Below are 25387 nucleotides of genomic sequence, written 5' to 3'. Positions count from 1 at the left end.
ATATAATATCAATTAGTATTATATTTTAATACTGTCCCAAAAAAACTCAACATGCTTTTCAAAAATGGTTGAAAGGGCAGTGGTGGAATCATTATCAAACCTCATAAGCGTTATTTGCAGCCTGATATAAAAAAGGGTTGATAAAAATTCATAAGAAATCATCATGGGGTCTTGTGATTTAATAATAGAGTTCTGCATCATAATAAAGAAAGCCTCTGACAATACTTTGATATTCTTAGCATGAAATTCACTCATAAACTGCTCTCTAAGCTCTTTGTTGGCAAAAAGTTCTATCATGAGTAGTCTAAACATCTTCTCGCTGCTCTTGTCAAAAGCAAGTAGCTTATACTGCATTGTAAAGTTTTGCACAAATCCTTTGCCTTTAAGTGCTTCTTCTTGTATATTTAAGTCCTTAGAAGAGAAGGGCGAACTAAAAATATCTTTTGCTACATCTAAAAATATTTCCTCTTTGCTAGCGTAATGATTATAAATGGCACTCTCTCTTATACCAACTTCTTTAGCGATTTTTCTAATACTAGCACCTCTATATCCTAACTCTGAAAATAGGGTAGTTGATACTTTTAATATCTTCTGCTTTGTTCCATTTTTTCTACCAAGTGTCGTATTTTCAGTCATTTTAAGCCTTTATATTAATAATGAACAAGTGTTAACTTAATAGGTATTATATATGAACAGTTGTTAATATAAGCTTATGCTTAAAAGAACAACCGTTCACTTCGTACTCGTTTAAAATGAACAGCTGTTCATTGCCTACAAAAACTTCTCTAAAGGAAATGTTTAGTATTATTTCAATAGGTATAGTGGATAGATACTTGTCTTACAAGAGGAAAGTCCGAGCTGCTATAAGACAGTGTTCCATTTAACAAATGGCCGTAGTAATACGAGGGAAAGTGCAACAGAAAATAGACTTCTATCGTTAAGATAGTAAAGGTGAAAAGGTGGTGTAAGAGACCACCAGTTTCTATGGCAACATAGAGAGCTTGTAAACCCAACATGGCAGCAAGAAGTAGATGGTCAGCGTCTTATAATGCTACTGCTTCGCTAGAAACACTATGTAAATAGTGTAGTAGATTAATGCTATCAAAACAAGGGAACTGCTTTTTGCTTTGCAAAAAATATTTCTTTGGAAAACAAAACTCGGCTTATAGCTATACCTAAAAATACTAATTAATATTAAAAACAAGTGCTGCAGTTAAAGTAGAGCAGCAGAAGCAATTTTCAAGAGAATTTACATTATGTTAACCATAATATACATATAATTAAGGGGGTAGTTGATATGAGAACTAATATGTTTGTTTCTATTTTATTTATATTGCTAAGTTTTTCTAGCCTAAACTCAAGTGAGTTTAGCTTTAGAAAGTATAATCATGTAAAACTATTTTACTTTGATAATACAGCAGATGCTATTGAGTTATCTATAAAATATAATTTACCTCCAGCTTCTATCTTGGCTATTGCAGGATTAGAGTCTGGATATGGAAGTGGTTATGTATCTCAAATAACTGGCAATATCCTCAGCTTAGGAGCTTTTAAAAGCGATAGAGAGCTTCCAAGTTTGTATCTGCCCTACTCTAAATCAAAAAAGATGGTTATTTTTGATCCAAAAGAAATTAAAAAATATCCAAAAAAAGATTTAGTATGGAAGCAAAGAGATAAAAGTTTAAAAAGAGATTATAGACCTTCACCTTACGCAGGAACTACTAAAAAGCTAGAACTGCTACTGTATGATGATATCTTGAAAAAACAAGCAACAAGAGCATGCCTTAATGATTTTGCTACAAGATGGATAGTAAGTAGTTCCAATGTAAGAGCCTTTAATGAAGCTAGACTTTGGCTAGATAAGGTTGTGGAGGAGAAAGGGAAAGAGATTCTTTTTACAAAAGAGATAAATTTAGAGTTTATAGCAAAGATAGGCGGACATCCCCACTCTTTTAACTATAGAAAAACTTGGCCAAAAAAAGTTAAACTTATTATGAAAAAAGTAGGACTTGTAAAATTAACAAATGATATGTATTTTAAATTAATGAATTTCGATACTGCTTGGAGCAATAAATGAGTAAAAAAGAACAATTAATAAAAGATATACAACTATTGCTAAACTCATATGATGATGAAAATACAACAGATATAAATCCGAATTTGTTAAAGTTCATGGATGAAAACACACTAGTTAACATCATAGATTCTCTATTGAAACAAAAAGAAGATTTATTAGAATATAACACGCAATGGCTTGAAAAATTTAAAAAATATGATATTTAGTGATTTGTTGAATTTTCAACACCTTTAAATTAATATTTTTAAACAATTTTTTATGCGCCTAAAAAGCCTATTTTTAGGCTATTTCATCACTTTATACTATTTTGTAGTGCTGTTTTTATTTCATTTGTTACCAAAATATCTATATAATGTTGCTATTATTTAACACAAAAGGTATCAAAATGGCAAATATAGATTTAGTTCAACTAACGGGACAAACCAAAAAATTAACTGCAATGATAGTTGAAGATGAAAAAGTTACAAACGAACTTTTGAGTTCTACATTTAAGAACTTCTTTTCTGATGTTTATTCATGTTTTAACGGAGAAGAAGCTCTAGCTATATATAATAAAGTGAAACCAGATGTTGTTTTTGTTGATATTATTATGTCTGGAATGGATGGCATAGAGCTTTCGCGTAAAATTAGAGAAATTAATCCAAATCAAATTATTATTGTAATTTCTGCAAGTAATGACATAGAGAAAATTTCTGAATCAATAGAAGTTGGAGTAAACAGTTTTATTCAAAAACCAATAGACACTAAAAAAATTATCGAGCTTTTAACAAGCGTAATAGCTATGATTACTAAAAAGAGAAAAATTGAAACAAAAACTTTTTCTATCTCTCTTCCTCTTGATCTTTATGACTTAGTTAATGACAATGCAAAATCAGAAAGCATCTCTAAAAATGCAGTTATCATTAGAGCACTTAGAGGTTTTTACGAGTAAAACAACTAAATAGTTTAATAGTCGTTATTATTTTATGCTTTATTAAGATATAAATCAATATAATTTCGGCTCACATATATGTGGCCCCGTCGTCTAGCGGTTAGGATCCATGGTTTTCATCCATGTTACAGGAGTTCAATTCTCCTCGGGGTCACCACTTACATACAGATAAACAATCAAAAAATAATTTAGGAATTTTTAATGCTACGATTTGCACCAAGTCCAATAGGCGATATGCATATAGACAACCTTCAAGTTGCGTTATTTAACTATATAGTATCAAAACAAAAAAATGAAAATTTAATTGTTCGCATAGAAAATACAGGTAAAAATATCAATGTAAATGATAAAGAAATTCTTGAAATTCTCTCTCTCTTTGATATAGAATATACTCAAGTAATATATCAAAGCGAAAATATTCGTTATCACTCAGCTATGGCACTACAGCTCATGCATGATAAAAAAGCCTTTAGTTGCTTTTGCTCAAATCAATGGCTAGAGAAAAAAGAAAAAGAAGCAAAAGAGAATAAAAAAGCATATAGATATGATGATGCTTGTCGAAATCTACCAGCTGAGCTTGTTATCGATAATACTAATCCTTTCACCATAAGAATAAATAGACCAGATGAGAGTTTTGAGTCAGATGCTATTGATAGTTTTGTCCTTATGAATCAAGAAAAGACACCAACTTATAACTTTGCTTGTGCTGTTGATGACATGCTTAGTGATATTTCTATTGTTATTACAACCCAAGAGCATATAAGTAATACCTCAAAACAAAACCATGTTAGAACTTCTCTTGGCTATGAGAAGAAGATACAGTATGTGTATATCCCTACAATTTTAGATACTTTTAGTGTTAAATGGTTATTAGAAGAAGGTTATCTTCCCTCAGCTATTTCAAATTATTTAATATCAATGGGAACTAAAACTCCTCAAGAGATTTTTAATGTCAAAGAAGCGATAGAATGGTTTACAATTGAGGATATATCTAAATCCCCTACTCACTTTAGTATAGAGCTTTTAAAGCAAATAAACAAAGAACATTTGAAAAATTTAGACGACACTGAGATTTCAAGATATGTTGGATTTGCAGATGCAGATATAGGTAAACTAGCTAAGGTTTACTTAAAAGAAGCAAGAACAACAAAAGAGCTTAAATCAAAGATAGAACCTATTTTCGCTACAAAAAATATTCCACAAGAGTTTATGGAGTCTTCAAAAGTATTATCACAGACTATTAAGAATGCACCATTTTTTGAACAATACAGCGATTTTAAAAAGTATATCATTGAAAATTCTGGCTTAAAAGATGAAAATTTATTTGAGCCTTTACGATATCTACTTACTGGTGCTAGAAATGGTCCAGATATTGCTGATGTATATAAATACATAAAAAATTATATAGGAGAAATTATAAAATGAGCTCTTTAGGCGTAACAATTTTAAAACTTGGAGGTCTGTTTACAGGCATAATAGAGATGTATATCTGGGTAATAATTATAGCAGCACTACTAAGTTTTGTTAATCCTGACCCTTTCAATCCTGTTGTTCAGTTTTTATATAGAGTAACAAACCCCGCATATGTTTTTGTAAGAAGATTTATAAAGACAAATATTATGAATGGCATTGATTTGGCACCTTTAATCATCATTATAGGACTAAATGTATTGGTTATTTTAATAGACTACCTCTTCGTGCTTATTGCGAGTTCTTTATAGAAGTGTTTGATGTTTAAAGTAATATTTTTACTTACTTTTATACTCGCATCTATAGATGCGAGTATAACACTTCAAGATATTAACTCTAAGCCACCAAGCCGTGCTAAAAACTTTATGATATGGCAGTATCTAAAACAAGATATAAGCCCATCTCAAGCTGACAAAGCCTACTCTCAAGTCAAAGGCAAGAGCAGAAAGCTATTGCGTCTTTATGCAAAAAAAACAAACAACAAAAAAACAAAAAAGAAAGTATCTTGTATTAACAGAAGAGATTTACTCTCCATTAAAAATAAAAAGTGTTTAGAATTGGCTTTTTCTCCTTATAAAACTTTAGCTTTAAGCAAAAAACAAAGAACTAAGCTATCTAAACGAATTACATCAAAATCAAAAAAAGAGTTATTAAAAATTCAAAATGAGCCCTACTCTCAAAAAGCTTATGCAAAATACAGTAGCGATACTATTTTGACACTTTTCCTGAGTACAACTAGAAATCACAGAAGAAAGCATTTAAACCTCTACTTAACCCAAGAGTTTGTAAATAAACTTTCTTCTTCCTGGAAGATTTCTAGGTTTATCAAAATTGTCACACATGACAATCATTTAAATAGGCTCCAAGTATCATTATTAAATATTGATAGTAAAAATTTAAACTCAAAAAGTAACTTTTATTTAGCTCTAAATCATCTCAAACATTCAAATGAAGACCAAGCTATACAGTATTTTCACATATCTATGTTAAAAGCTAAAAAGAAAATAGATAGAGATAAAAATAATTTTTGGATGTATAAAGTAACAAAAAATAAGAAATATTTAGACAGCTTAATGCTTAGTGGAGATATCAATATATATACTCTTTACGCAAGTGAAATAACAAACAAAAACTTTTCAAACTACTTTAGTGCTGTAGAAATAAATGATAATAAACATGAAAAAGACCTTCAAAATCCATTTGAATGGTCGCAAATACTTCAAGAGATCAAAAATACACCAAAAGAAGAACTTTATCAACTTTCTCAAAAATATATGGAACTAGAGATGGTTCCTGTTCAAACTTTTATATTGGAAAAAGCTTTTGGGTTTAACATGCATGGTTATGTCATGCCTTATGATAGGTATTTAAGAGAAGTTACTACTGATAAAAAGGCATTAGTGTATGCAATAATGAGGCAAGAAAGTCAGTTGATTCCATCTGCCCTATCTAGGTCTTACGCACTTGGTTTAATGCAAATAATGCCTTTTGTGACAGATGCCATAAGTAAAAATATTAAAAATCCAATACAAAATTATGATGAAATGTTTATTCCTAAGAATAATATAAACTATGCTCTAAATCATCTAAAATGGATGCAAAAATCACTTTACCACCCTCTTTTCATGGCTTATGCATACAATGGGGGAATGGGCTTTTTTAGAAAATATTTAATGAAAGGCAATTTTAACAGCGGTAAATACGAACCATTTTTAAGTATGGAAATGATGGCTAATAGCGAAAGTAGAGAATATGGTAAAAAAGTTTTAGCAAATTATGTGATGTATAAAAAAGTCTTAGGAGAAGATATCTCTATTGTTCATCTTTTTGAAATACTAACTTATCCGAAGATGACAGACCGCTTTCGAGCGCAAGGTTAAGGGTACTATTTACATCTTTTTTATAAGCTAAAAGATAATATCTTTGCCACTCATTTTTCACAGATGCTAGATAAGAAAATTTATTTTCATTTGAAAGTTCTTCTACTTTTATAGGCAGTTTATTATTAAGTTTTATTGTTAGTTTTATATCATCTGTACTATTTGGGTTATACATCTTTTTTTCATCTTTTAAATATAAAAAAACATAAAAATATTCATTTACAGTATATATATTTGGGTAAACTTTATTTAGGTATATTGCAGAAACTATGCCGTCAATATTTTCACCAGTTTTCACCTTAGAACTTTGAGAGTTTGCAGCACTTAGTTCTTGCGTTTTTTGCATGTTAAACTTGGAAAAAGCATTTTTGTCTGCGCATCCAAAAAAGAGTAAAGAAAAGATTATAATTGGTAGAGTATATTTCATTAGGGAATTATAGCTTATTAAACAAGTTTTTAATGAGTATTTTGTATAATCACTAAAATTTTATATAAAGATAAAAAGTTGAAAAAAAGATTAGCAGTTGCATTTACAGGTCCATCAAACAGCGGAAAAACTACTCTTATATTAAAAGTTGCAAGAAAGCTGATACATGAGTATAAAAAAGAAGTAGCAATCATCAAACATGACCCAAGTGATAAGGCAAGTTTTGATGTTGTTGGTAAGGATAGTTATAAATTTTCTGATACTGGCGCAGAAGTTATTGTAACCTCCCGGCTAGAACAACTTACTTCTCAAAAAGAAATAAAGATTTAGATGAGATGATTCGTCTGTTTGATAAGTTTGATATTTTGTTGGTTGAAGGCTTAAAAACTTTGCCCTTACCACGAATTAGTATATTTAGAGATAGATTAGATAGTGATTATTTTCCATACATGAATGCTTTAGCGATTGATGATAGTATTAATACGCAAGAGTATGATATCCCAAGTAATGTGGATATATTGGACTTAAATAATTGCGAAGATATAATATCTTGGATACTTAAAAATGCGAAGGAAGTATAAATGACAGATATATTTGAAGCGATTCAAAAAACAGCAAAAAGAATTAAAGTAGCCATAGATGTAAAAGATATAGGCTATTCACAACAAGCAAATGCATCTGGAGAAACTCAACTTCAACTTGATATTCAATGTGATATGATAATCGAAGAAGAGTTTTCTCAAGTATCTTCAATTCATACTATTGCAAGTGAAGAAAAAGAAAAAGAGATGCTACTGCATGAAGATGGTAAGTATTTTATCGCTTATGATCCACTAGATGGTTCTTCTTTGGTTGATGTTAACCTTAGTGTTGGTTCTATCTTTGGCATCTATGAAAATGCTTTTGGTGCGAAAAATATGGTGGCATCTTGTTATGTTGTTTTTGGTCCTCGTGTTGAGATGGTTTTTGCTCACAACAAAACAAAACTTCACCTACTTCAAGGTGAAGTTTTTGAATTTGTAAAAGAGATACGCCTAAATGAAAAAGGTAAACTAAATGCTCCTGGGGAACTCAAAAAAATTGGCCAAGTTATCATAAAGAGATGGTAGATGGACTATTCGCTGAAGGTTATCGTCTTAGATACTCAGGTGGAATGGTTCCAGATTTACACCAAATCTTACTAAAAGGTGGCGGTCTTTTTAGCTACCCTGCTACAAGTGATATGCCAGATGGAAAACTTCGTAAACTTTTTGAAGTTTTCCCTTTTGCTTTTATATACAACACAGCTGGTGGAGAGGCAATCGATGGTAAAGTAGATCTGATGGAACTTGGACACAAGCATATTCATGATACTTCACCATGCTTTTTTGGCTCAAAGTATGAGATAGCTAGAGTAAAAGAAGTCTATGCAAGAAACGCATAATAAACCGGTAGATAAGTTTGAACTTCATCTCGATGAGATGATAAAAGAACTTCAAGCTTGTCAAAAAGAAAATAATTTAAAAACTTGCAGCATCTGTGAAAAATATTTGACTTGCAAATTAAGAAATGATTATATAAAGTCTGTTTACAATAGTATGTCTAAAGGCGAAACAGGCGGATTTGAATTTTGATAATAAATAAAATTAAGGAAGATAATTTTGAGTAAATATATAACAACACCTATCTACTATGTTAATGGGGAGGCTCATATTGGGCATGCTTATACAACTTTTATTGCTGATACTATGACTAGATATGAGAAACTAAAAGGAAATGATACTTACTTTTTAACTGGAACTGATGAGCATGGTCAAAAGATTGAAGAATCTGCACAAAAGAACAACAAACCTACTCAAGAATTTGCAGATGAGATAAGTGCAACCTTTAAAACATTATGGGATGAGTTCGAGATAGATTATGATAAGTTTATAAGAACAACAGATGCTGATCATAAAATAGGTGTGCAAAAAGCCTTTGAAGTCATGCATGCTAAAGGCGATATTTATAAAGATTTTTATGAAGGTCATTACTGCGTAAGTTGTGAAACTTTTTTCCCAGAAACACAACTTATAGATGGTGAGTTTTGTCCTGATTGTGGCAGAGCAACAAGTACTGTAAAAGAAGAGAGTTATTTTTTTAAATTATCAAAATATGAAGATGCCTTGCTAAAGCATTATGAAGACAATCCTGATTTTATTCTTCCTCGTTCTCGTGCAAATGAAGTGATAAACTTCGTAAAAGGTGGACTTCATGACCTTTCTGTGACTCGTACCTCTTTTACTTGGGGTGTTAAACTTCCAGATTCTATGAATGATAAAAATCATGTTATGTATGTTTGGCTAGATGCTTTGATGAACTATATCACAGCTTTAGGGTATGGAAAAGATGAAGAAAACATGAAGTATTGGCCAGCATCTACACACTTTGTAGGTAAAGATATTCTTCGTTTTCACGCTATTTACTGGCCAGCATTTTTGATGAGCCTTGGCTTGCCTCTTCCTAAGCATATCGGTGTTCATGGTTGGTGGACAAGAGATGGTGAAAAAATGAGTAAGTCTAAAGGAAATGTCATCTCTCCTAAAGAAGTTTCAGATGCTTATGGTGTTGAAAACCTAAGATATTTTATGCTCAGAGAAGTTCCTTTTGGTCAAGATGGAGATTTTTCTCAAAGAGCTTTTATAGATAGAATAAATTCTGAACTTAGTAACGATTTAGGTAATCTTTTAAATCGTATCATTGGAATGAGCGGAAAATACTCTGATTTTGAGATCGATAGTGCTAATGTTGAACAATATCACTCAAAAGAACTAGATGCCATGAATGAAGCTTTAAATAACCTAGATGCTTTTATGCAAAATATGCAAACGCACAGATACCTTGAAGAGTTATGGAAACTTTTTGCTATTGGAAACAAAGCTATTGAAGAGCACGCTCCTTGGGTAAAAATGAAAGAAGATAGAAAAGATGAGGCTTTAGCAACGGTCGCTTTAGTTGCAAATATCTTAGCTAAAGCATCTATAATGCTTAGTCCTGTCATGCCAAACACAACAGCAACAATAGCAGACGCACTTAGTTTTGAGATAAATAACCAAAGCTATAAAGAGCTTGTTTTGGGTAAAAAACTATTGAAATTATTTAATATTAAGAAAGTTCCACCTCTTTTTCCTCGCGTTGAAGAGCCTTTAATGCCTGAAGCTCCAAAAGCTATGCCAGATGATAAACCAAATGATAAAATGAAAGAAGATATGAAGGAAAAAAAGGAAGCTGAAAAAGACAATCTAATAGAAATCGGTCAATTTTTTGAAACATCTTTAAAAATTGGTGTTGTAATAGAAGCGGAAGAAGTACCTAAGAGTAAGAAGCTTTTAAAACTTCAAGTTGACTTAGGTGAAGATACTCCAAGACAAGTTGTTGCTGGAATAAAAGAATTTTATAGCGCTGAGTCACTTATTGGTACACAAGTTTGTGTCGTTGCAAACCTAAAACCTGCAAAATTAATGGGAATGATGTCAGAAGGAATGCTTCTTGCTGCTAAAGATGAAGAGGGTCTGTGTTTAGTTAGACCTGAAAAACCTAAAAAGGCAGGCACACCTATTGGATGAGATTAGAAAACTTTCTAGCACTTACGCGCGCTGAGCTCATAAATGAGCCTTGCGTTAGCAACTTTGAAAACATTATATTTGATGCTAACAAGGTAAAAAGAGGCGATATATTTTTTAGTTTTGATGAAAATAGTATAGATGCTGCCGTACAAAATGGTGCCTATGGTATAGTTTTTGATAAACCAACACTCATTAGTGATAATGAAATCGCTTGGATAAAAGTTACTAATCTCGACGATGCTTTAAAAAGACTTTTACGATTTAAACTAATAGAAAAAGAAATCATAGCTTATGAATGTAATGAGATAATTTTAAAACTTGCTCTTCAAGTCATAACACAAACAAGCTTTTTAGTTGTAAAAGGAGATATGAGAACTGTTTTTAAATCTCTTTGGCAGATAGAAGATAGAGCGACAGTTTTGTTTTGCCCTACTCTAAATCCTAGAGATATGTTCGCAAATGTTAAAGCTCTTCCAAAAACAGCAGTACAACCGATAGAAATTATGGAGCAAACACTTTTTGAAACATCTTTTATCTATGATGATGTTTTTTATGAAAGACAACTTATTTCTCCCTTCTTTATACCTTACCTTGAAGAACTTTTGCATCTATTGAAAAATTTAAAAATAAACTTTAGGCTTAGAAAATTTACACCAATAGAGCATTTTGAAGCAGTATTTACAAATAAAAAATTTGAGATTAAAAACTTTGGAACAAGTGACAAGGTTTTGATTTTTGAACCAAATACAAGTCTTATAGATAGTGAGATAAGTTTTTTACAAACAAGAGCTTCTTGGGCAAATATAATCTTTATACTTCCTTCTAGCATCCAACAGACAGAAAATGAAAATATATTTGTTTATGAAAGTACAGAAGATATTTTAACTTTACTAAAAGAAAATAGCTTTCATTTTGCCCTTATAGTTGGGGTAGATAAGTCAATTTTAGACCGAGAAACTACAAAACAAACTCAACAACTGACTTTAGATTTCTAACTCTTTTTTTAACTCATCTATATTTATCTTATTTTTATCACTCTGAATTAAAGGAAGAGATTTTTTATATATAACTCTACTAGGAATCATGTAAGATGCTAGATGCTTCTTAAGCTCAAATAGTATCTCTTTTGGTGCTATTTCTGATGAAGCTGAGTAAACCATAATTATCTCTTCTTCTATTAGTTCATTATCTATTGAAAAAATTGCACATTGTTCTATTTGAGGTATATTTTTTGCCACTGCAGATTCAATCTCAAGTGGAGAAACTCTAAAGCCTCTTGTTTTTATCATATTATCGTGTCTTGCAACAAAGTAAAAATAACCCTCTTCATCTTTATACACATAATCTCCAGATGCAACTACTATCTCATCTGTTAGTTGACCTTCTAAGTTTATAACATCTTTTAAAATTTGAATTGATTTAAATCTTTGTTCATTTTGTTCTGGTGCGTTCCAAAATCCTTTGTATATATAACCACCTCTATGGATTAACTCCCCTACTTCTCTTACTCCACACTCTTTACCGTCTTTATTGATAACATATAGTTCCACATCAGAAATTGCTTTTCCTATGGAATCAGGGCGGATGCCAACTTGAGAAGGATCTAAATAAGTAGAACGAAATGCCTCAGTTAAACCATGCATAGAGTAAAAGTTTGCATTTGTAAAAAGTTTTTTACATTCACTTATCATCTTGTGCGTTACATTCCCACCAGAAGAAGTTATAGTTTTTACATTTGCAAAAAGCTCAGCACTTGGTAGTCTTTGCATCTCTTCATCAAACATTTGAGTTATATTTATAGGCATTAAAGGAATTATAGTTACGCTGTCATCTATAATGTGGTTAAAGAAGTCCCCTGCTAGTATAAATCTATGCAGAGCTAAAGTTGCTCTTTTATAAAGCGTACAAAACAATTGATTTAGTCCATAGTCGAGGTTGAAAATTAACAAGCCAGAAATAACATCTTCTTCTTTTAAGTCTAAATACCCAGAAACAACTCGTGCAGAATCTATCAGGTTTCTATGCGAAATAACGATTCCTTTTGGAGTTCCAGATACACCAAAAGAGTAAGTAATAAGCGCATTGTTGTGTCCATTTATATCACAAACATAAGGCTTATTATAGTATTTAAATATTTCTTCAAATGAAGGTATTTGCTTGTCTGATGTTTCATACGAAACAATATGACCATCAAAACTTATCTCCTCAATGCTTTGAAGTTTTAGTTTGTCTGTGATTATGCATTTGATGTCACAATCATTAATTATATACTCAATCTGTTCTGGTTTTAGCAGTTTTGTAAGAGGAACTAAAATATAATTTGTTGATAAAATAGCTAATATTGCAATAACTTGTTCTATACCTTTGTTTGAATAAACTCCTACTCTAGAATCCTTAGGTAAATTTAACTCATTTAAATAGTATGCAACTTGATTTACTTTTGTGTAAAGTTCACTATATGTCATACTCTTTTCATTTAAAACTAAAGCTATTTTATCTCCGTGAGTTACTTGTGCATCTTCGATTAATGTTCTTATACAATTTATTGACATATTAATTTCCTTTTATTCCAAGAGTCCAAATATCATAGTTGATATCTAAGATAGTAGCTGGGTTATGCTCTGAATTTAGTATTTTTTTATAAAAAAATGTGATAATATCTTCAATCTCTAAAGAAGAGAGCACTTTTGTTATTCCGCCTGTTAAAACGATAGAGTTAATTGAGAGTAGTTTTAGGTTTATATATGCTTTTTTATAGTGTGACATCTTGCATAAAACTAAAAATATAGCTAACTGCATTAAAACTCTTATGGCTTTCTCTCCTTGTTCTTCAAAGATATTTTCAGTAACCTTTAGATGCGTTAAAAGTTCATAAACGAACTCATTGTTTTGTGCAGCAAAGATTAAAGACTCTTTGGATTTATAGACACCTAGTTTTTTAAAGACGAGTCTGTCATACTCGTTGTTAGTAACGATATTTTCATCAACTAAATCTTTTGAATAATGTATATCTGTTGTAGCACCACCTATATCTATAAGGATAAATGGATCAACAACTGCAAACTTTGTATTTATCAAAGGAAGCGTTTTATTGACTATGAACGGTGTTGAGTATATTTGATTTGAAGTAATGTCGTAGAGATGCTTTATATCTTCTTTTCCAACTATGTCAGCTTGATAAAGATTTGTTAAGTATTCTTTTAGATTTTCTTCTACTATATGAAGTTTGTTGTCGATGATATTAGGTAATATCACTAGGTTGTTTATTTTATCATTTAGTCTAGATGCTTCATCTTCATCTCCCACAAATACGATGTTTGAGTAGTGTAATTTATCTAAATAGTCGTATAGATTCTCATCAAACTTAGCATCTGAGGAGTTAATCCCTCCAGCGATGATAACTACATCAATTAAATCACTAGGAACTGAATATTCTTTGATATTTTGATATAAAACAGTTTCAATGATATTTATACCAGAGTTAAAAGCTATATTTTTAGCATACTTTAGGGAAAAAAGATTTGTAACCCCAATGATAAGAGTACTCAAACCACCGTTTGCGGATGAACATATATATACATCATCTTTGTCGAAGTTATGAATGATTTCCCCGCATTTATATATTAAATCATCAAGTATATCCTTGTTGAAATCTCTAAAATGTTGTTCTATGCTTGAGTTTGTACATACTTTAAAGTAAGTGCTTCCGATATCTATTAAAAGTTTACTCATTGCATAATTCCTATATCGTGAATAATGTCATTTACTATACTTGTTGTGTCTTTTGTTAAGTCACATTGTGCTTTTTCATACTCAAAGCATCTATCAGGAATAGGTACATTTCCTCTTTTTATAATTCTTATATTTTTTTTAGCATCTCTGATTGTAATCATTTCGTTGTGATTGATAATGTGAGGGGAAAAAGGTACATCGATAATTCCATTTTTGATAGAGTTAAATACCTTTCTCCAAAGAGTATCGGCAGAGTCGTTAAGGACAGCCTCCATGATAGCGTGAACCTCAAGGGTTAGTATCTCTTCTTCTTCTTTATCTACTATATTTGGAAGACCATTTAATATACCAAGCGTGTATTGAGTATTTGCAACTGTTTTTGCATTTGCCTCTTTTGTTGGTATCCCCGATGCTTCTTCTCTTGTTTTTGTAATGATTTTATCTGCTCCTACCATAGATGCTATGATAGTTGACATGCTTATTAACTGTTCAGCGTAATCTTTGTTAGTTGGAAAAGCTCCCATCCACTGATGATAAACTAAGTTTATTGTTGCATCTTCACAGTTTATTTGTTTTGCATAATGACGAGATAGTTTTTTTATAACCGCACCCATCACTATATCTTGATTCATAGAGCCTGTTTGTGAAAATGAAACTGAAAAGGACTTAACACCCTCTTCAAGAGAAAGCATCATTTCTAAAAGTTGAATAACAATAGTTATAGCAGGAGGAACAAGAGTTGCAGTTAAAGGACCAAAAGACTCTCTATTTATAGGCTCGTTTAATTTTGAGTAGTTTGCGCAAACTCTCTCAACATATTTCCAGTATAAAAAAGCCTTATCAAGAGGAAAGTTTTTTGAATATGGGAGCAAATAAGTAATCGGTCCGCCTTCTATCTCAAAAATACCAGATGCTATGGCAGTTTCTATTAAAAGTCTGGCATCTGGTGTTCCGTGTCTTAGGCTTACAGGCTTGTTAAAGTGTGTAATCATCTTTCTTGTAGTTCTGTATCCATGATTTACTAAAGGGTAACCATTTAGCATGTCTATATCATTTTCTTCGCTAAGACGAAGCATCTTCTTAGCGGTAGCATAGTCGTTTAACCTAGTGTTTGAGTCAATAGTTAAAGGCAATACATCCACATTTGCTTCTACAAAAAACTCATTTAAAGCATATTGTTTTTTATAAGTCGGAAAACCGCCACGAGGTTGGACTAGCATCTTCTTTTTTGTTTTAAAAGTATGTGAAATAAATAAATCTTTACTTGCATTTCGCACAAAGTCTTCAACTTCCGCAAAATCAAAATTATCAACAAATTCATTATTTAGTATTATTTCTCTTTCTTCTTGGAGCAAACTCATTATTTATTTCTCTCTTTTAAAAACTCTTCTAAGGTGTCTAGTCCCGTGTTTAAATCTACTTGATGGAAAACTAAATCAAAACCATACTTTTTGTATTTTGGAACTATTGTCTCTGCACTAGCACTCCCAACAACCAAATTTCCACCTATCATCATTACTAAATTATCTAAATTTTTATATTTTGATTTTAATAGTTTTACTTCTCTTGCCCAGCCTTCTGCTTCTCCATTTAGTGAAGATATAAGAAGAACTTCAGCTCCTGTTTCAACAACTGCATCAAAAAATTCTTCTAAATATGTGTTTACTCCAAGATTAAAAACTTCAAAACCTCTAGAATTTAATGACAGTTCTATGAGTCTGTTTGCAACGACATGAATATCATTTCCAACTACGCCTGTAACTACTTTCATATTTTTTTATACCTATTAATATTTTATTGTCTTTTATAAATGTAAAGATAGCAAAATTTATGTAAAAACTAGGTTATAAGGTGCTAAAATACATCCATAATTAAACAAATAGGATATATTTATGGACTTTTTTACAGCAGATATTTGCGATGAGCATATCGAGAGTGTTTTTGTACTAGACCCACAGTATAAAAATTACGGTGGAGCAAAGAAATGCAAAGGCGAAGTTGTAACAATAAAACTAGATAAAAATAATTCAGACTTAATCAAACTACTTCGTGATGAAGATGGAAGTGGCAAAGTTGTAGTTGTTGATGTAAGAGAAGAGTATTTCGCAGTAGTTGGTGAAAATCTGATGAAATTTGCTTTTAAAAATAACTATGCTGGAATCATTATAAATGGTTATATAAGAGATACGGCTCAAATAAAAGATATTCCTGTTGCTCTGTATGCTCTTGGGACTTGTTCTAGAAAGTACATACCATTAACGAGTGGAGAGAGAAATGTCCATCTTTCTTTTGGTGGAGTTGGTTTTAAAGATGGAGATTATCTTTACGCTGATACCGATGGTGTTATAGTTACAGCAGAAAAAATTATATAAAAAAGGAAAAATATTGACAACAATTAATGATATAAATAAAGAGATGCAAGAACTTCTTAGTGAAGTTGAAGATGAAGATGTAGTGGTAGAAGTGAATGAAAGAATGATTCCCTTTACTGCAAATATGAACGCCCTGCTTCAAACAGATACTATTGAGATTTTTTTAGAAAAATATGAAGATATGAATAAAGAAAATAGTGCAGTTTTAAAATGTTTTAATCTAGATACAACTAAAGAGCTAGAATATTATGTTCAAAAGAATGAACTTAGTTTTGATGATTTAAAAATTGAAACAACTCAAGCAACTTGTGAAGCTTTAAAGTTTGTTATATATGATAGTGAAGAAGAAGATGAATACTAAAAATGAATCGTAGGAATTTTCTTAGTAGTGTTTCTACTTAAATGAGAGATAAAGTATAATTCCATGGCATGATAAATGCTTATAAGAAACAACTTAAAACTAGAGAATATATTTGATAAAATTACTATCCGCTTTAATAGCAGCTCACGCCCTTCTTTTTGCTTCATTTACTGGAACAATAATAGACGATAAAACTAATAAGCCTATACATAAAGCTATGATTAGTGATTCTAAAATAACTGTAAAATCTGATGAAAATGGGTCATTTAATATTGATTCTAAAGAAAAATACTTTCATATAAAGGCTTATGGCTATAAGCCTTATGGTTTTACTAAAGATTTAAACAGCACTACAATTAGTATAGAGTCCATTAATGTAAAAGCACTTTATCTAACTTTTTGGGGTGCAAATATTCACTCTAAGACAACAGCAAGAATTTTAAAAATCATAGATGCAACAGAGATAAACACCATAATAGTTGATGTTAAAAATGAATATGGCTCTACCTCATATAGAACTTCGTTTAAACAAGCAAATAGCTATGGAGCATACAAAAAAAGAACTATCGGAAATATTAAAAACTTTATGAAGCTTATGAAGTCAAAGGGCATCTATACTATTGCTAGAGTTGTTGTTTTTAAAGATGAGCTTCAGGCTTCTAACAATGAGGATTATGCAATCAAAAAGATGGATGGTAGTATTTGGAGAAACCATGACAACATGGCGTGGGTTGATCCTTTTGATAAAAGAAGTCACAGATATACTGTAGCTATTGCTGAGGATGCCGCTAAAGTTGGTTTCGATGAGATAAACTTTGACTATATTAGATTTCCAGCAAAAACTGGACTTAAACTTTCTAAAGAAAATACTCAAAAAAACCGTATAAAAGCAATAGAAGACTTTTTAAAATTAGCACGAAATAAACTTAGAAAATATGGTGTTTTTATATCGGTAGATACTTATGGAAATGTTTGTTGGGAAAAAGGTGATAGCGGTATAGGACAAAAAATAGAATCTCTTTGTAAATACAGCGATTATATATCTCCAATGCTTTACCCTTCTGGTTTTGCTAGTGGCTCCTTTGGGCTTGATAGCCCATCAGAGCATCCTTATATCGTTATATATAGAAGCATTAAAAATATTAGAGGTAGAATCGATACACAAAGAATTAGACCTTGGTTGCAGTATTTTAAAGACTATGCACATACGAGAAAATATTATAGAAAGTTTGAAGTAAATGAACAAATAAGAGCAAGCAATGATATCAATACAAGTGGCTGGATGATGTGGTCACCTTCTAGCAAGTATCATCTAGAGTATTTTAAACCTAAAAAGTAAAATTTTGTCTATGTTTTATTTGATGTCTTATATTTTTTGCATCTAATATATATTGTGAAACCAAATCGTGGAATTTCTTTGAATGATTCATAAACTTTAAATGTGCTAGTTCATGCGCAACAACATAATCTATCTGTTGTTTTGTTAGTTTTAAAAGATGTGTATTTAAAGTAATAACTTTAAGTGAGCTACAACTACCCCATCTGCTTCGCATTTTTTTATATTTAATCTCTGAATATTTTAAATTCATAATATTTGCAAAATACTCAACTCTTTGTTTGAGGTATATTTGTGAATATAGTTTATAAAATTTGTCGTAGCATCTAGTGATGGTATTTAGATTAGGCTTTCTTAAGCGATGAAGTAGTTTGCGAAGTTCTTGTGCCTCTATGGCATCTACGCTATAAATCTCTCCAAAAAGTAAAACTTCATCTTCAAGGTTTATTTTTATAATTTTAGTTTCTTTTATGCTTTGAAGTTGTTTTCTTATCCATCTTTCTTTTTTTAATAGTAAATCTTGCACATAAAGTATAGATGCCGATGATGTTTTTACAATTACTCTAGCATCCCCATCTATGTTGATATAGCTATGCTTTAATCTTTTATTATGTACATAAATGATATCTAAATCTTTAAATTGTATATTATTTGTAATCAATAGGGTCTTTAACTCCAGCTAATTTAAAGCCATTTAGCCTAAGCCTACAGCTATCACAAACTCCACAAGCCTTATCTTCATTTTTATAACAACTCCAAGTAAAATTAAGGGGAACATTTAATTTTAGTGAGTGTTGCACGATTTGTGATTTTTTTAGATGCACTAAGGGCATTTTTATTTCTATATTTGTTTCATCTTTTGTACCTAGATTTATAGACTCCTGCATACTTTTTATGTAGGACTCTCTACAATCAGGATAGCCACTACTATCCTCTTCTACAACACCTATGCTAATAACGCTAGCGCCCTCTTTCTCAGCTATTGCAGCTGCCATGCTTAAAAATATGCCGTTTCTAAAGGGTACATAAGTTACTGGGACACCCTTTTCTATACCATCAACGGGAACATCGATTTTTTTATCAGTCAAAGCAGAAGCACCTATTTTAGAAAAAAAGTCTAAATCAAGTATATATTTTTCTTTTATATTTAACTCTTTACATATCTTATGAAAACATTCTAATTCTTTTTTTTGTGTTCTTTGAGCATAGTTAAAATGCAAAGCAATTACTTCATAACCCTCTTTTTTCATCATGTATGCACTTAAAGTTGAGTCCATCCCACCACTCATAACACATAATGCTTTTTTATTATCTTTATTCATAAGAGAATTTTAACATATATTTTTAATCTTTATTAAAACAAACTAGTAATATAATAATCTAATATAGAAAATAAGGAGATAATTATGGATGTATCATCTTCCACTCAACAAACACCAGTAGAATCTGGGACTAATCCTTTAGAAAAAGCTATTGATGTTCAAGAAAAACAAATTGAAAAAATCATTGAAAGCTCAAGTGAACAATCAAAACAAGTGAATGCTCAAAAAACAGGTATTGGAAGCAACATCAATATAATTGGTTAATTCGCTATAATCTCATCTATGATTGACATAGATAACAGAACTTCACTTAAAATAGATGAATCACTTTTAAATACTATCGCCACAAAACTCACAGATAAAGACATCGAGCTACTTATTGTAGATGAAGAGGAAATGAAAAATATTAATAAACTTCATCGCAATATAGAAAAATCAACTGATGTGCTTAGTTTTCCTTATGAAGAGATGCCAATGAGTCCGCTTGGTAGCATTGTCATCTCTTCTTTTCATATAGAAACTTTAGCAAATAAACTAGGTCATACAAATAACGATGAATTAAATTTACTTTTTATTCATGGCATACTTCATCTCTTAGCATACGACCATGAAGTTGATAATGGTGAAATGAAAGAAGAAGAAGAAAGGTTAATTAATGAATTTAATTTACCAAAAAGTTTAATAACAAGAATACAAGGGTAAAAAAATATGGATTTTGTAATTTTTATTGCTGCGATGTCGGCTCTGATTTATGGAGCTGATTTTATAATAAAAGAGTCTGAAAGAATAGCTCTGCATTTTAATATTTCACAGTTTGTTATAGGTGCAACTCTTATAGCATTTGGTACATCTCTACCAGAAATGGCAGCATCTATGATGGCATCTTCACAAGGTAAAAGTGATATGGCAGTTGCAAATGTAGTTGGTAGTGTCATCTTTAATATAACTCTTGTTTTGGGAGTTGTATTTTTAGTCAGTAAAAAAATGCATCCTAAAAGAAATCTCTTTGCTCAAGATAGCGCTTGGGTTGTTATCCCATTAGTTGTATTTTTTATAATGGTGCAAGATGGGGTAATAGGTAGACTTGATGGTTTTTTATATCTTCTTCTTATGGTTTCTTATATTGTTTTTCTATTTAGCGACTCTAAAGATGACCTAGAGGGTTCAGTAGATGATAGTTTGGCAAAAGAAAAATTTCTTTGGGGCAAAACTATTATATTGTTAATCATTGGTTTTATGCTAACTATTGGTGGTGCAAGTTTTGTTATCCAAAGTGGTACAGATATAGCAAGGGTTTTTGGAATTAGTGAGTGGATAATTGGAATCTTTTTAATTTCACTAGGAACTTCGTTGCCTGAGTTAGTTGTTTCTATTGTGGCTGTAAAAAAAGGTAATGCTGAGATGAGCATCGGGAATATCATTGGTTCAAATGTTGCAAATTTTTCTATGGTTTTAGGCGCAGCCTCTCTAATTAATCCACTTACTGTTGATTTAATCACAACAAAATTTGATATGCTTATTCTGGTAGGGGCATCTATAACTCTGTTATTTATTTTAGCAAACAAGCTTTACAACAAAGCAGGAGCAATATTTTTGCTAATCATTTTAGTTTTATTTTTACAAAACGCTATTGTTTAATATATTTTAACTTCAACAATCTATTGTAAATTTTTGAAACTATTTTACCTGCTGCTGCTCCACCATGTCCCCCATGTTCAACCATTACCATAACTACGAACTGAGGATTTTTATATGGTCCATAAGAGGTAAACCAAGCATGAGAACGACTATAATAAGACATATCATGCTCTAAAACCCTATCTTCTACATCTTGCATAATAGCAACAACCTGAGCGGTTCCTGTTTTACCAGCAATCCTAACTTTTGAACTTAAATATTGTGTCGCTGTACCTTTTGGATAGTTACAGACTTCATACATAGCTCTTTGTATCAATGGTAATTTTTTTAACTCTTTTTCATTTAGAACATCTTTTGATATTGCTTCAAATTTTTTATCTCCAATCATTTTAGCAAAATGTGGTGTAGGTAATTTTCCTGTTGCCATCAATGCTGTAAATTGTGCAATTTGCATAGGTGTTACTAAAAAATCACCCTGCCCTATGGAAGTATTTACTGTTTCTCCAATAAACCAAGGACGATTGTATTTTTTTCTTTTCCACTCACGAGATGGAACAATACCTATAAACTCATTTGGTAAATCAACACCTGTTTTTTGACCAAGTCCATATCTGAGTAAACCTTCGCTCATTTTTTTTATACCAACTTGAAGACTGCCTTTGTAAAAAAAATCATCACAACTCTCTCGTATTGCTTTTTTTATAGAAGTTTTTCTATGTCCTTTTTTTTTCCAACATCTAAACACACGCTTACCTAAAGGCATGGAGGACCTACAATCGACGCTCCACTTATCATCAATTTCTGTTGTAATATAAATTAAGCCTAGTCCTATTTTGATTGTTGAACCAGGAGGGTAAAGTCCATTTATAAGCTTATTTGTAAATGGTTTATCAAGGCTTGTGCTTAATTTTTTCCATTTTTTATGGGAGATGCCAGATACAAAAGTATTTAAATCATACTCAGGAAAACTACTAGCAGATAGTATCTCTCCATCTACGCTCATAACAATTACAGCACCAGCTTTTTTATCAAACATAGATGATATATATTTTTGAAGTTCTATATCTATGGACAGAGTTAATTTTCTATCTTCTTGCGCAAGTACATGAGATAATTCTTGTATTTCTTGATTGTTAGCGTTTACTTTTATCTTTCTGAGTCCCGCTGTACCTTGCAAGTATGTATTATACGATTTTTCAACACCAGTTTTTCCTATGTAGCCAATAAGCTCTAAAAGTTTGTCATCTTTTATATCTCTTTTGTTTGCACGAGATACATAGCCTATGACATGTGCACCCACTTCTTCATATGGATAGTGTCGCTTAGGAGCTGGAACTATTTTAATATTTTCTCTTAAATTTAATATCGAATATACAGGCATAATATCTTCATACGATATAAAATGAACAATATCAATATGGTTATGATTATAATAAGAATCTTTTTTAATATAATTTTTAATTAGCTTTTCTTTTTTTAAAATAGGAAGAAGTTTTATAAGGTTATCTATCTCTTCATTAAAAGATTTTATATTCTTTTTTAAGCGTAGATGCGGACGAAGTTGTATCTTAAAGCCAAGTTTATTGATAGCGATTGGCTTATTGTTCCTATCTACTATTTCACCTCTTACTGGAACTATTTTTTCACTTTTTATAGTATTTGAGAGAGAAAGTTTTGCGTAGTAGCTATTTGACTCTACTGCAAGAAAAAAAATCCTAACAATAAGTGCTAACCATATAGATATAAAAATACCAAGAATAAATTTAATTTTCATAAAATGCTCACAATAAAAAATTCAATTATTATATAGTAAAGCATATAATAATTCATAGAAGGCATTGGCAATAAAAAAATATTTGAAAGAAGAACTAAGAAAAGATAAAATCCAAAGTAAGAAAGCACGACAGATGCTACTTTTATACAAGATTTACAGTCAAAGTTCTTCTTTAGTTTTGGCATTACAAACTTGTAAATTAAGCCAAAGTAGATAATAGAACTAAAAAGCGGAAAACCCATTTGTGATTCATAAACAATAAGGCAAAAAGATACTAAAAATATCTCGAGGGAATCCTCTTTTTTAATAGCATTTATAAAAAATACAAAAAGAACAGCAAAAAGAGGAGGAAGAAAAAGGTAAATGCTACTTAGGCTTTCGTATGCTATAAAGAGTATAACATAAGCGAATGGCGCTAAAGGGTTTTGATTAATGATACTTCGTTGCATACTGGAAAGTGTTTACATTTAATACAGTCAGCCCAAATCTTGTGTTCGGGAATAGAATCTTTGGAAATTTCTACAAAGCCTAAGTTTTCAAAAAATAGTTGCTTATATGTCAAGCATAAAACCTTTTGCAGTTTTAAATCTTTTGCTTCATCTAGGCATCGTTCTACTAGCTTTTCACCTATTTTCTTACCTCTAGCACTTTGTTTAACCACTAACGATCTAATTTCTCCTAAATACTCGGTATGGATATGCATGGCACAAAAGCCAATAAGTTCTCCATCATAAAAACAAAGTGTATAAGACCTTATGTTAGTAGCAACTTCATCATTTGTTCTGTTTAAGATAATTCCTGATTCTATTTCAGGATTAACAAGCTCTTGCATATTAGCAATATCGCTAAGTTGTGCTTTTTGGTAATTAAGCATCTGAGTCTTGATGCAAAATATCATAAATGACCTTAATAGCTTTTTGCATCCCTCTTTTTTTAGAGCTTGAAACCATCATAGCATCTGGAAATTGTTTTCTAAGAGCATTTTGTTCTTTTTGGTTTAACTTATCTATTTTTGTAAATATTTGCAAAATATACTGATTTTCACGACAATTATCAAATAAAAATTCACTCACAGATGTATCTATGTCTAGATGCGGATGCCTACAATCAATAAGATGAATAAAAAGTTTAATCTGCTCTCGCCCAGAGATGTAATCAGTTAAATTTTTTTCCCAACCATATTTGATTGATTTTGAAACTTTTGCGTAACCAAACCCTGGTAAATCTACAAATTTTGCAATACTTTTTTGAGAATTTTCTCTATCTATAAAAGTTACATCAAAGTAGTTTATAAGTCTTGTTTTACCAGGAGTAGAAGACACTTTAGCTAAACCTTTGTGGTTTGTTAAGGCATTAAGCAAAGAACTTTTTCCTACATTTGAACGAGCCATAAATACAACTTCATTTTGCTCTTTAGCATCTGGTGCTCCATTAATATTTGGCGCAGATGTTATAAACTTTGAGTCAACTATCTCTATCATTTTTGTTCCTCTTTTTCTGGTGCCATTTTAAAAATCATAATTACAGGTTTTTTTCTTGCACCTTTAGCGTAAGCTTTACCTTCGATGGTTTTAAGTACAACTTCATCACCGATAATTTCCTTTTTCTCATCAACCTGCTTTAAATGAACATTTTTAAAAAAATGGTACTCTTTTATCAAAGGCATATAAATTGCTCTGCCAGCTTTCCCGCGATATAGTGAACCCGTTTTTGTTGTAATAACGAAAGAAACGTTACCTATCGCTATAAATTTTGTTGGCTGGTGTTTTTTATTTGTAAAGACTGTAACTTTTGTAGCATTAAGCTCATCTAAGCCTTTTATTATATTAACATTTCCTTGAAATATTGAAATACCCTTGTTTTCATCAGCATTAAACTGATTGGCTTTTATCTTTAACTCTTGGGCATTTAAAGATACTGTCAAGAAAAGCATTAAGCTTATTAAATATTTATTCATTTTTTCTCTTTTAGTTTATAGTTTATTGTAATATTTTTTGATTTAATTTGATTTGATTTATTATTGTACACTAGTTTAGTTCCTGTTGCTTTATTTAAACCTCTGTACATAACATACTCAGCTTTTGTTTTAGCAATATGAGTCTTTTTACTGTATGTTGCTTCATCTGTTTGAAAAATTAAACCATCTTCTCTATTATAAAACACATTACCTTTTAAATCAACACTATCATCTATATCTTTATAAAGTCCCTCATCCGCACGCATATTCGCGATATATTCTTTTGAATTATCCGTATAGTCGATATCAAGAACCTTATATCTATCTTTATATCTTATCCCTTGTGAACCTTTCATTAAGGTTACTAAGCCTTTGTTGTCAAACTCATGGAGAGTAAACGACACAAGCTTAAAAAGAGGCACATCAACAAACTCTTGCTCTTTGATATCCAAAGGCTTAAAGCCAACAAATATCATTAATAATCCTGCTGATATTGTTAAGAAAAATATATTTATATTCAAATTAT

At 31.0% G+C, this 25387-nt stretch carries 29 protein-coding genes, 1 tRNA gene, 1 other RNA gene and 2 pseudogenes; 19 read left to right on the top strand and 14 right to left on the bottom strand.

All coding sequences use genetic code 11. From position 1 onward, the window contains the following. Window positions 1-18: 18 nt before the first annotated feature. Window positions 19-636, bottom strand: a complete 618-nt coding sequence (locus MOV50_RS13045) for a TetR/AcrR family transcriptional regulator (RefSeq protein ID WP_321778332.1) — start codon at window positions 634-636, stop codon at window positions 19-21. A gap of 177 nt (window positions 637-813) precedes the next feature. On the opposite strand from MOV50_RS13045, the gene rnpB reads away from it, so the two are divergent. The 8 genes from rnpB (at window position 814) to MOV50_RS13005 (ending at window position 6358) form a co-directional block, all read left to right on the top strand. Then, an RNA gene (rnpB, locus tag MOV50_RS13040) (RNase P RNA component class A) lies at window positions 814-1182 on the top strand. Between the two features lie 115 nt (window positions 1183-1297). Then, entirely contained in the window at window positions 1298-2077 is a 780-nt protein-coding gene (locus MOV50_RS13035; protein ID WP_321778331.1) for a hypothetical protein, read from the top strand. Next, the gene (locus tag MOV50_RS13030) at window positions 2074-2283 is read left to right on the top strand and encodes a hypothetical protein (protein WP_321778330.1); all 210 of its coding nucleotides are present in this window, start codon (window positions 2074-2076) and stop codon (window positions 2281-2283) included. Before MOV50_RS13035 ends, MOV50_RS13030 begins: the two co-directional genes overlap by 4 nt. Window positions 2284-2462: 179 nt before the next feature. Then, window positions 2463-3008 carry a response regulator gene (locus MOV50_RS13025; RefSeq protein WP_321778329.1) on the top strand — a complete coding sequence of 182 codons (546 nt, stop codon included), beginning with the start codon at window positions 2463-2465 and terminating at the stop codon, window positions 3006-3008. Between the two features lie 82 nt (window positions 3009-3090). Further along, a tRNA-Glu gene (locus MOV50_RS13020) sits at window positions 3091-3165 on the top strand. 44 nt (window positions 3166-3209) lie between these two features. After that, entirely contained in the window at window positions 3210-4433 is a 1224-nt protein-coding gene (locus tag MOV50_RS13015; RefSeq protein ID WP_321778328.1) for a glutamate--tRNA ligase family protein, read from the top strand. Continuing rightward, window positions 4430-4729, top strand: coding sequence for a YggT family protein (locus MOV50_RS13010; protein WP_321778327.1), 300 nt, complete (start codon window positions 4430-4432; stop codon window positions 4727-4729). The genes MOV50_RS13015 and MOV50_RS13010 overlap by 4 nt, the downstream gene beginning before the upstream one ends. A gap of 9 nt (window positions 4730-4738) precedes the next feature. Continuing rightward, window positions 4739-6358 (top strand): lytic transglycosylase domain-containing protein, encoded by a 1620-nt coding sequence (locus tag MOV50_RS13005; protein ID WP_321778326.1) that lies wholly within the window; start codon window positions 4739-4741, stop codon window positions 6356-6358. Here the strand turns inward: MOV50_RS13005 and MOV50_RS13000 are convergent. Next, entirely contained in the window at window positions 6291-6785 is a 495-nt protein-coding gene (locus MOV50_RS13000; protein WP_321778325.1) for a hypothetical protein, read from the bottom strand. The two genes, MOV50_RS13005 and MOV50_RS13000, sit on opposite strands and share 68 nt — an antisense overlap. A 78-nt stretch (window positions 6786-6863) precedes the next feature. Between MOV50_RS13000 and mobB the strand changes: the two are divergent. The 5 genes and pseudogenes from mobB (at window position 6864) to MOV50_RS12975 (ending at window position 11364) form a co-directional block, all read left to right on the top strand. After that, window positions 6864-7366: pseudogene (gene mobB, locus MOV50_RS12995) on the top strand (molybdopterin-guanine dinucleotide biosynthesis protein B). Continuing rightward, window positions 7367-8208: pseudogene (locus MOV50_RS12990) on the top strand (class 1 fructose-bisphosphatase). It abuts the pseudogene before it with no gap. Further along, window positions 8192-8398, top strand: a complete 207-nt coding sequence (locus MOV50_RS12985) for a hypothetical protein (RefSeq protein WP_321778324.1) — start codon at window positions 8192-8194, stop codon at window positions 8396-8398. The pseudogene MOV50_RS12990 and the gene MOV50_RS12985 overlap by 17 nt, the downstream one beginning before the upstream one ends. A gap of 27 nt (window positions 8399-8425) precedes the next feature. Then, the gene (gene metG, locus MOV50_RS12980) at window positions 8426-10369 is read left to right on the top strand and encodes a methionine--tRNA ligase (protein WP_321778323.1); all 1944 of its coding nucleotides are present in this window, start codon (window positions 8426-8428) and stop codon (window positions 10367-10369) included. Further along, window positions 10366-11364, top strand: a complete 999-nt coding sequence (locus MOV50_RS12975) for a hypothetical protein (RefSeq protein ID WP_321778322.1) — start codon at window positions 10366-10368, stop codon at window positions 11362-11364. The genes metG and MOV50_RS12975 overlap by 4 nt, the downstream gene beginning before the upstream one ends. On the opposite strand, the gene MOV50_RS12970 is transcribed toward MOV50_RS12975, so the two are convergent. From MOV50_RS12970 to glmS, 4 genes are read right to left on the bottom strand one after another with little or no spacing between them, the layout of a single operon-like run. Next, the gene (locus MOV50_RS12970; RefSeq protein WP_321778321.1) at window positions 11353-12921 is read right to left on the bottom strand and encodes an AMP-binding protein; all 1569 of its coding nucleotides are present in this window, start codon (window positions 12919-12921) and stop codon (window positions 11353-11355) included. The genes MOV50_RS12975 and MOV50_RS12970 overlap by 12 nt on opposite strands. 1 nt (window position 12922) lies before the next feature. Continuing rightward, on the bottom strand, window positions 12923-14101 hold the full coding sequence (locus MOV50_RS12965; protein ID WP_321778320.1) for a glutamate mutase L: 1179 nt from the start codon (window positions 14099-14101) through the stop codon (window positions 12923-12925). Next, a complete protein-coding gene (locus MOV50_RS12960) occupies window positions 14098-15462 on the bottom strand; it encodes a methylaspartate mutase (protein ID WP_321778319.1) in 1365 nt (454 codons plus the stop codon). Before MOV50_RS12960 ends, MOV50_RS12965 begins: the two co-directional genes overlap by 4 nt. Continuing rightward, on the bottom strand, window positions 15462-15872 hold the full coding sequence (gene glmS, locus MOV50_RS12955; protein WP_321778318.1) for a methylaspartate mutase subunit S: 411 nt from the start codon (window positions 15870-15872) through the stop codon (window positions 15462-15464). The genes MOV50_RS12960 and glmS overlap by 1 nt, the downstream gene beginning before the upstream one ends. Before the next feature lie 121 nt (window positions 15873-15993). Here glmS and rraA point away from each other — a divergent pair, with 121 nt between their 5' ends. From rraA to MOV50_RS12940, 3 genes are all read left to right on the top strand, one after another. Beyond that, window positions 15994-16473: a ribonuclease E activity regulator RraA gene (gene rraA, locus MOV50_RS12950; protein WP_321778317.1), complete on the top strand. Its 480-nt coding sequence runs from the start codon at window positions 15994-15996 to the stop codon at window positions 16471-16473. Window positions 16474-16486: 13 nt separating this feature from the next. Continuing rightward, window positions 16487-16834 (top strand): hypothetical protein, encoded by a 348-nt coding sequence (locus MOV50_RS12945; RefSeq protein WP_321778316.1) that lies wholly within the window; start codon window positions 16487-16489, stop codon window positions 16832-16834. Window positions 16835-16946: 112 nt separating this feature from the next. Then, entirely contained in the window at window positions 16947-18173 is a 1227-nt protein-coding gene (locus tag MOV50_RS12940) for a putative glycoside hydrolase (RefSeq protein WP_321778315.1), read from the top strand. Here MOV50_RS12940 and MOV50_RS12935 read toward each other — a convergent pair. Both MOV50_RS12935 and queC read right to left on the bottom strand, forming a co-directional pair. Next, on the bottom strand, window positions 18163-18831 hold the full coding sequence (locus MOV50_RS12935; protein ID WP_321778314.1) for a SprT family zinc-dependent metalloprotease: 669 nt from the start codon (window positions 18829-18831) through the stop codon (window positions 18163-18165). The two genes, MOV50_RS12940 and MOV50_RS12935, sit on opposite strands and share 11 nt — an antisense overlap. Then, window positions 18818-19492: a 7-cyano-7-deazaguanine synthase QueC gene (gene queC / locus MOV50_RS12930; protein WP_321778313.1), complete on the bottom strand. Its 675-nt coding sequence runs from the start codon at window positions 19490-19492 to the stop codon at window positions 18818-18820. The genes MOV50_RS12935 and queC overlap by 14 nt, the downstream gene beginning before the upstream one ends. Window positions 19493-19576: 84 nt before the next feature. Here queC and MOV50_RS12925 point away from each other — a divergent pair, with 84 nt between their 5' ends. From MOV50_RS12925 to MOV50_RS12915, 3 genes are read left to right on the top strand one after another with little or no spacing between them, the layout of a single operon-like run. Continuing rightward, window positions 19577-19756: a hypothetical protein gene (locus tag MOV50_RS12925; RefSeq protein WP_321778312.1), complete on the top strand. Its 180-nt coding sequence runs from the start codon at window positions 19577-19579 to the stop codon at window positions 19754-19756. 18 nt (window positions 19757-19774) lie between these two features. Next, window positions 19775-20194 carry an rRNA maturation RNase YbeY gene (ybeY, locus tag MOV50_RS12920; protein WP_321778311.1) on the top strand — a complete coding sequence of 140 codons (420 nt, stop codon included), beginning with the start codon at window positions 19775-19777 and terminating at the stop codon, window positions 20192-20194. Window positions 20195-20200: 6 nt separating this feature from the next. Beyond that, window positions 20201-21130: a calcium/sodium antiporter gene (locus MOV50_RS12915; protein ID WP_321778310.1), complete on the top strand. Its 930-nt coding sequence runs from the start codon at window positions 20201-20203 to the stop codon at window positions 21128-21130. Here the strand turns inward: MOV50_RS12915 and mrdA are convergent. From mrdA to lptC, 6 genes are read right to left on the bottom strand one after another with little or no spacing between them, the layout of a single operon-like run. Beyond that, complete coding sequence (gene mrdA, locus MOV50_RS12910; RefSeq protein ID WP_321778309.1) at window positions 21120-22904, bottom strand: penicillin-binding protein 2; 1785 nt, start codon at window positions 22902-22904, stop codon at window positions 21120-21122. The two genes, MOV50_RS12915 and mrdA, sit on opposite strands and share 11 nt — an antisense overlap. Next, complete coding sequence (locus MOV50_RS12905; RefSeq protein ID WP_321778308.1) at window positions 22901-23353, bottom strand: hypothetical protein; 453 nt, start codon at window positions 23351-23353, stop codon at window positions 22901-22903. Before MOV50_RS12905 ends, mrdA begins: the two co-directional genes overlap by 4 nt. Continuing rightward, entirely contained in the window at window positions 23320-23778 is a 459-nt protein-coding gene (locus MOV50_RS12900) for an N-acetyltransferase (protein WP_321779675.1), read from the bottom strand. Before MOV50_RS12900 ends, MOV50_RS12905 begins: the two co-directional genes overlap by 34 nt. Continuing rightward, window positions 23771-24385 (bottom strand): ribosome biogenesis GTP-binding protein YihA/YsxC, encoded by a 615-nt coding sequence (gene yihA / locus MOV50_RS12895; protein ID WP_321778307.1) that lies wholly within the window; start codon window positions 24383-24385, stop codon window positions 23771-23773. The genes MOV50_RS12900 and yihA overlap by 8 nt, the downstream gene beginning before the upstream one ends. Continuing rightward, the gene (lptA, locus tag MOV50_RS12890; RefSeq protein WP_321778306.1) at window positions 24382-24861 is read right to left on the bottom strand and encodes a lipopolysaccharide transport periplasmic protein LptA; all 480 of its coding nucleotides are present in this window, start codon (window positions 24859-24861) and stop codon (window positions 24382-24384) included. The genes yihA and lptA overlap by 4 nt, the downstream gene beginning before the upstream one ends. After that, on the bottom strand, window positions 24858-25382 hold the full coding sequence (lptC, locus tag MOV50_RS12885; protein ID WP_321778305.1) for an LPS export ABC transporter periplasmic protein LptC: 525 nt from the start codon (window positions 25380-25382) through the stop codon (window positions 24858-24860). The genes lptA and lptC overlap by 4 nt, the downstream gene beginning before the upstream one ends. Window positions 25383-25387: the final 5 nt, after the last annotated feature.

The organism is Sulfurimonas sp., from assembly GCF_029027585.1.
Classification (GTDB): domain Bacteria; phylum Campylobacterota; class Campylobacteria; order Campylobacterales; family Sulfurimonadaceae; genus Sulfurimonas.
Note: the sequence above shows the minus strand (reverse complement) of the source record. Positions and strands in the feature narration are given on the sequence as shown.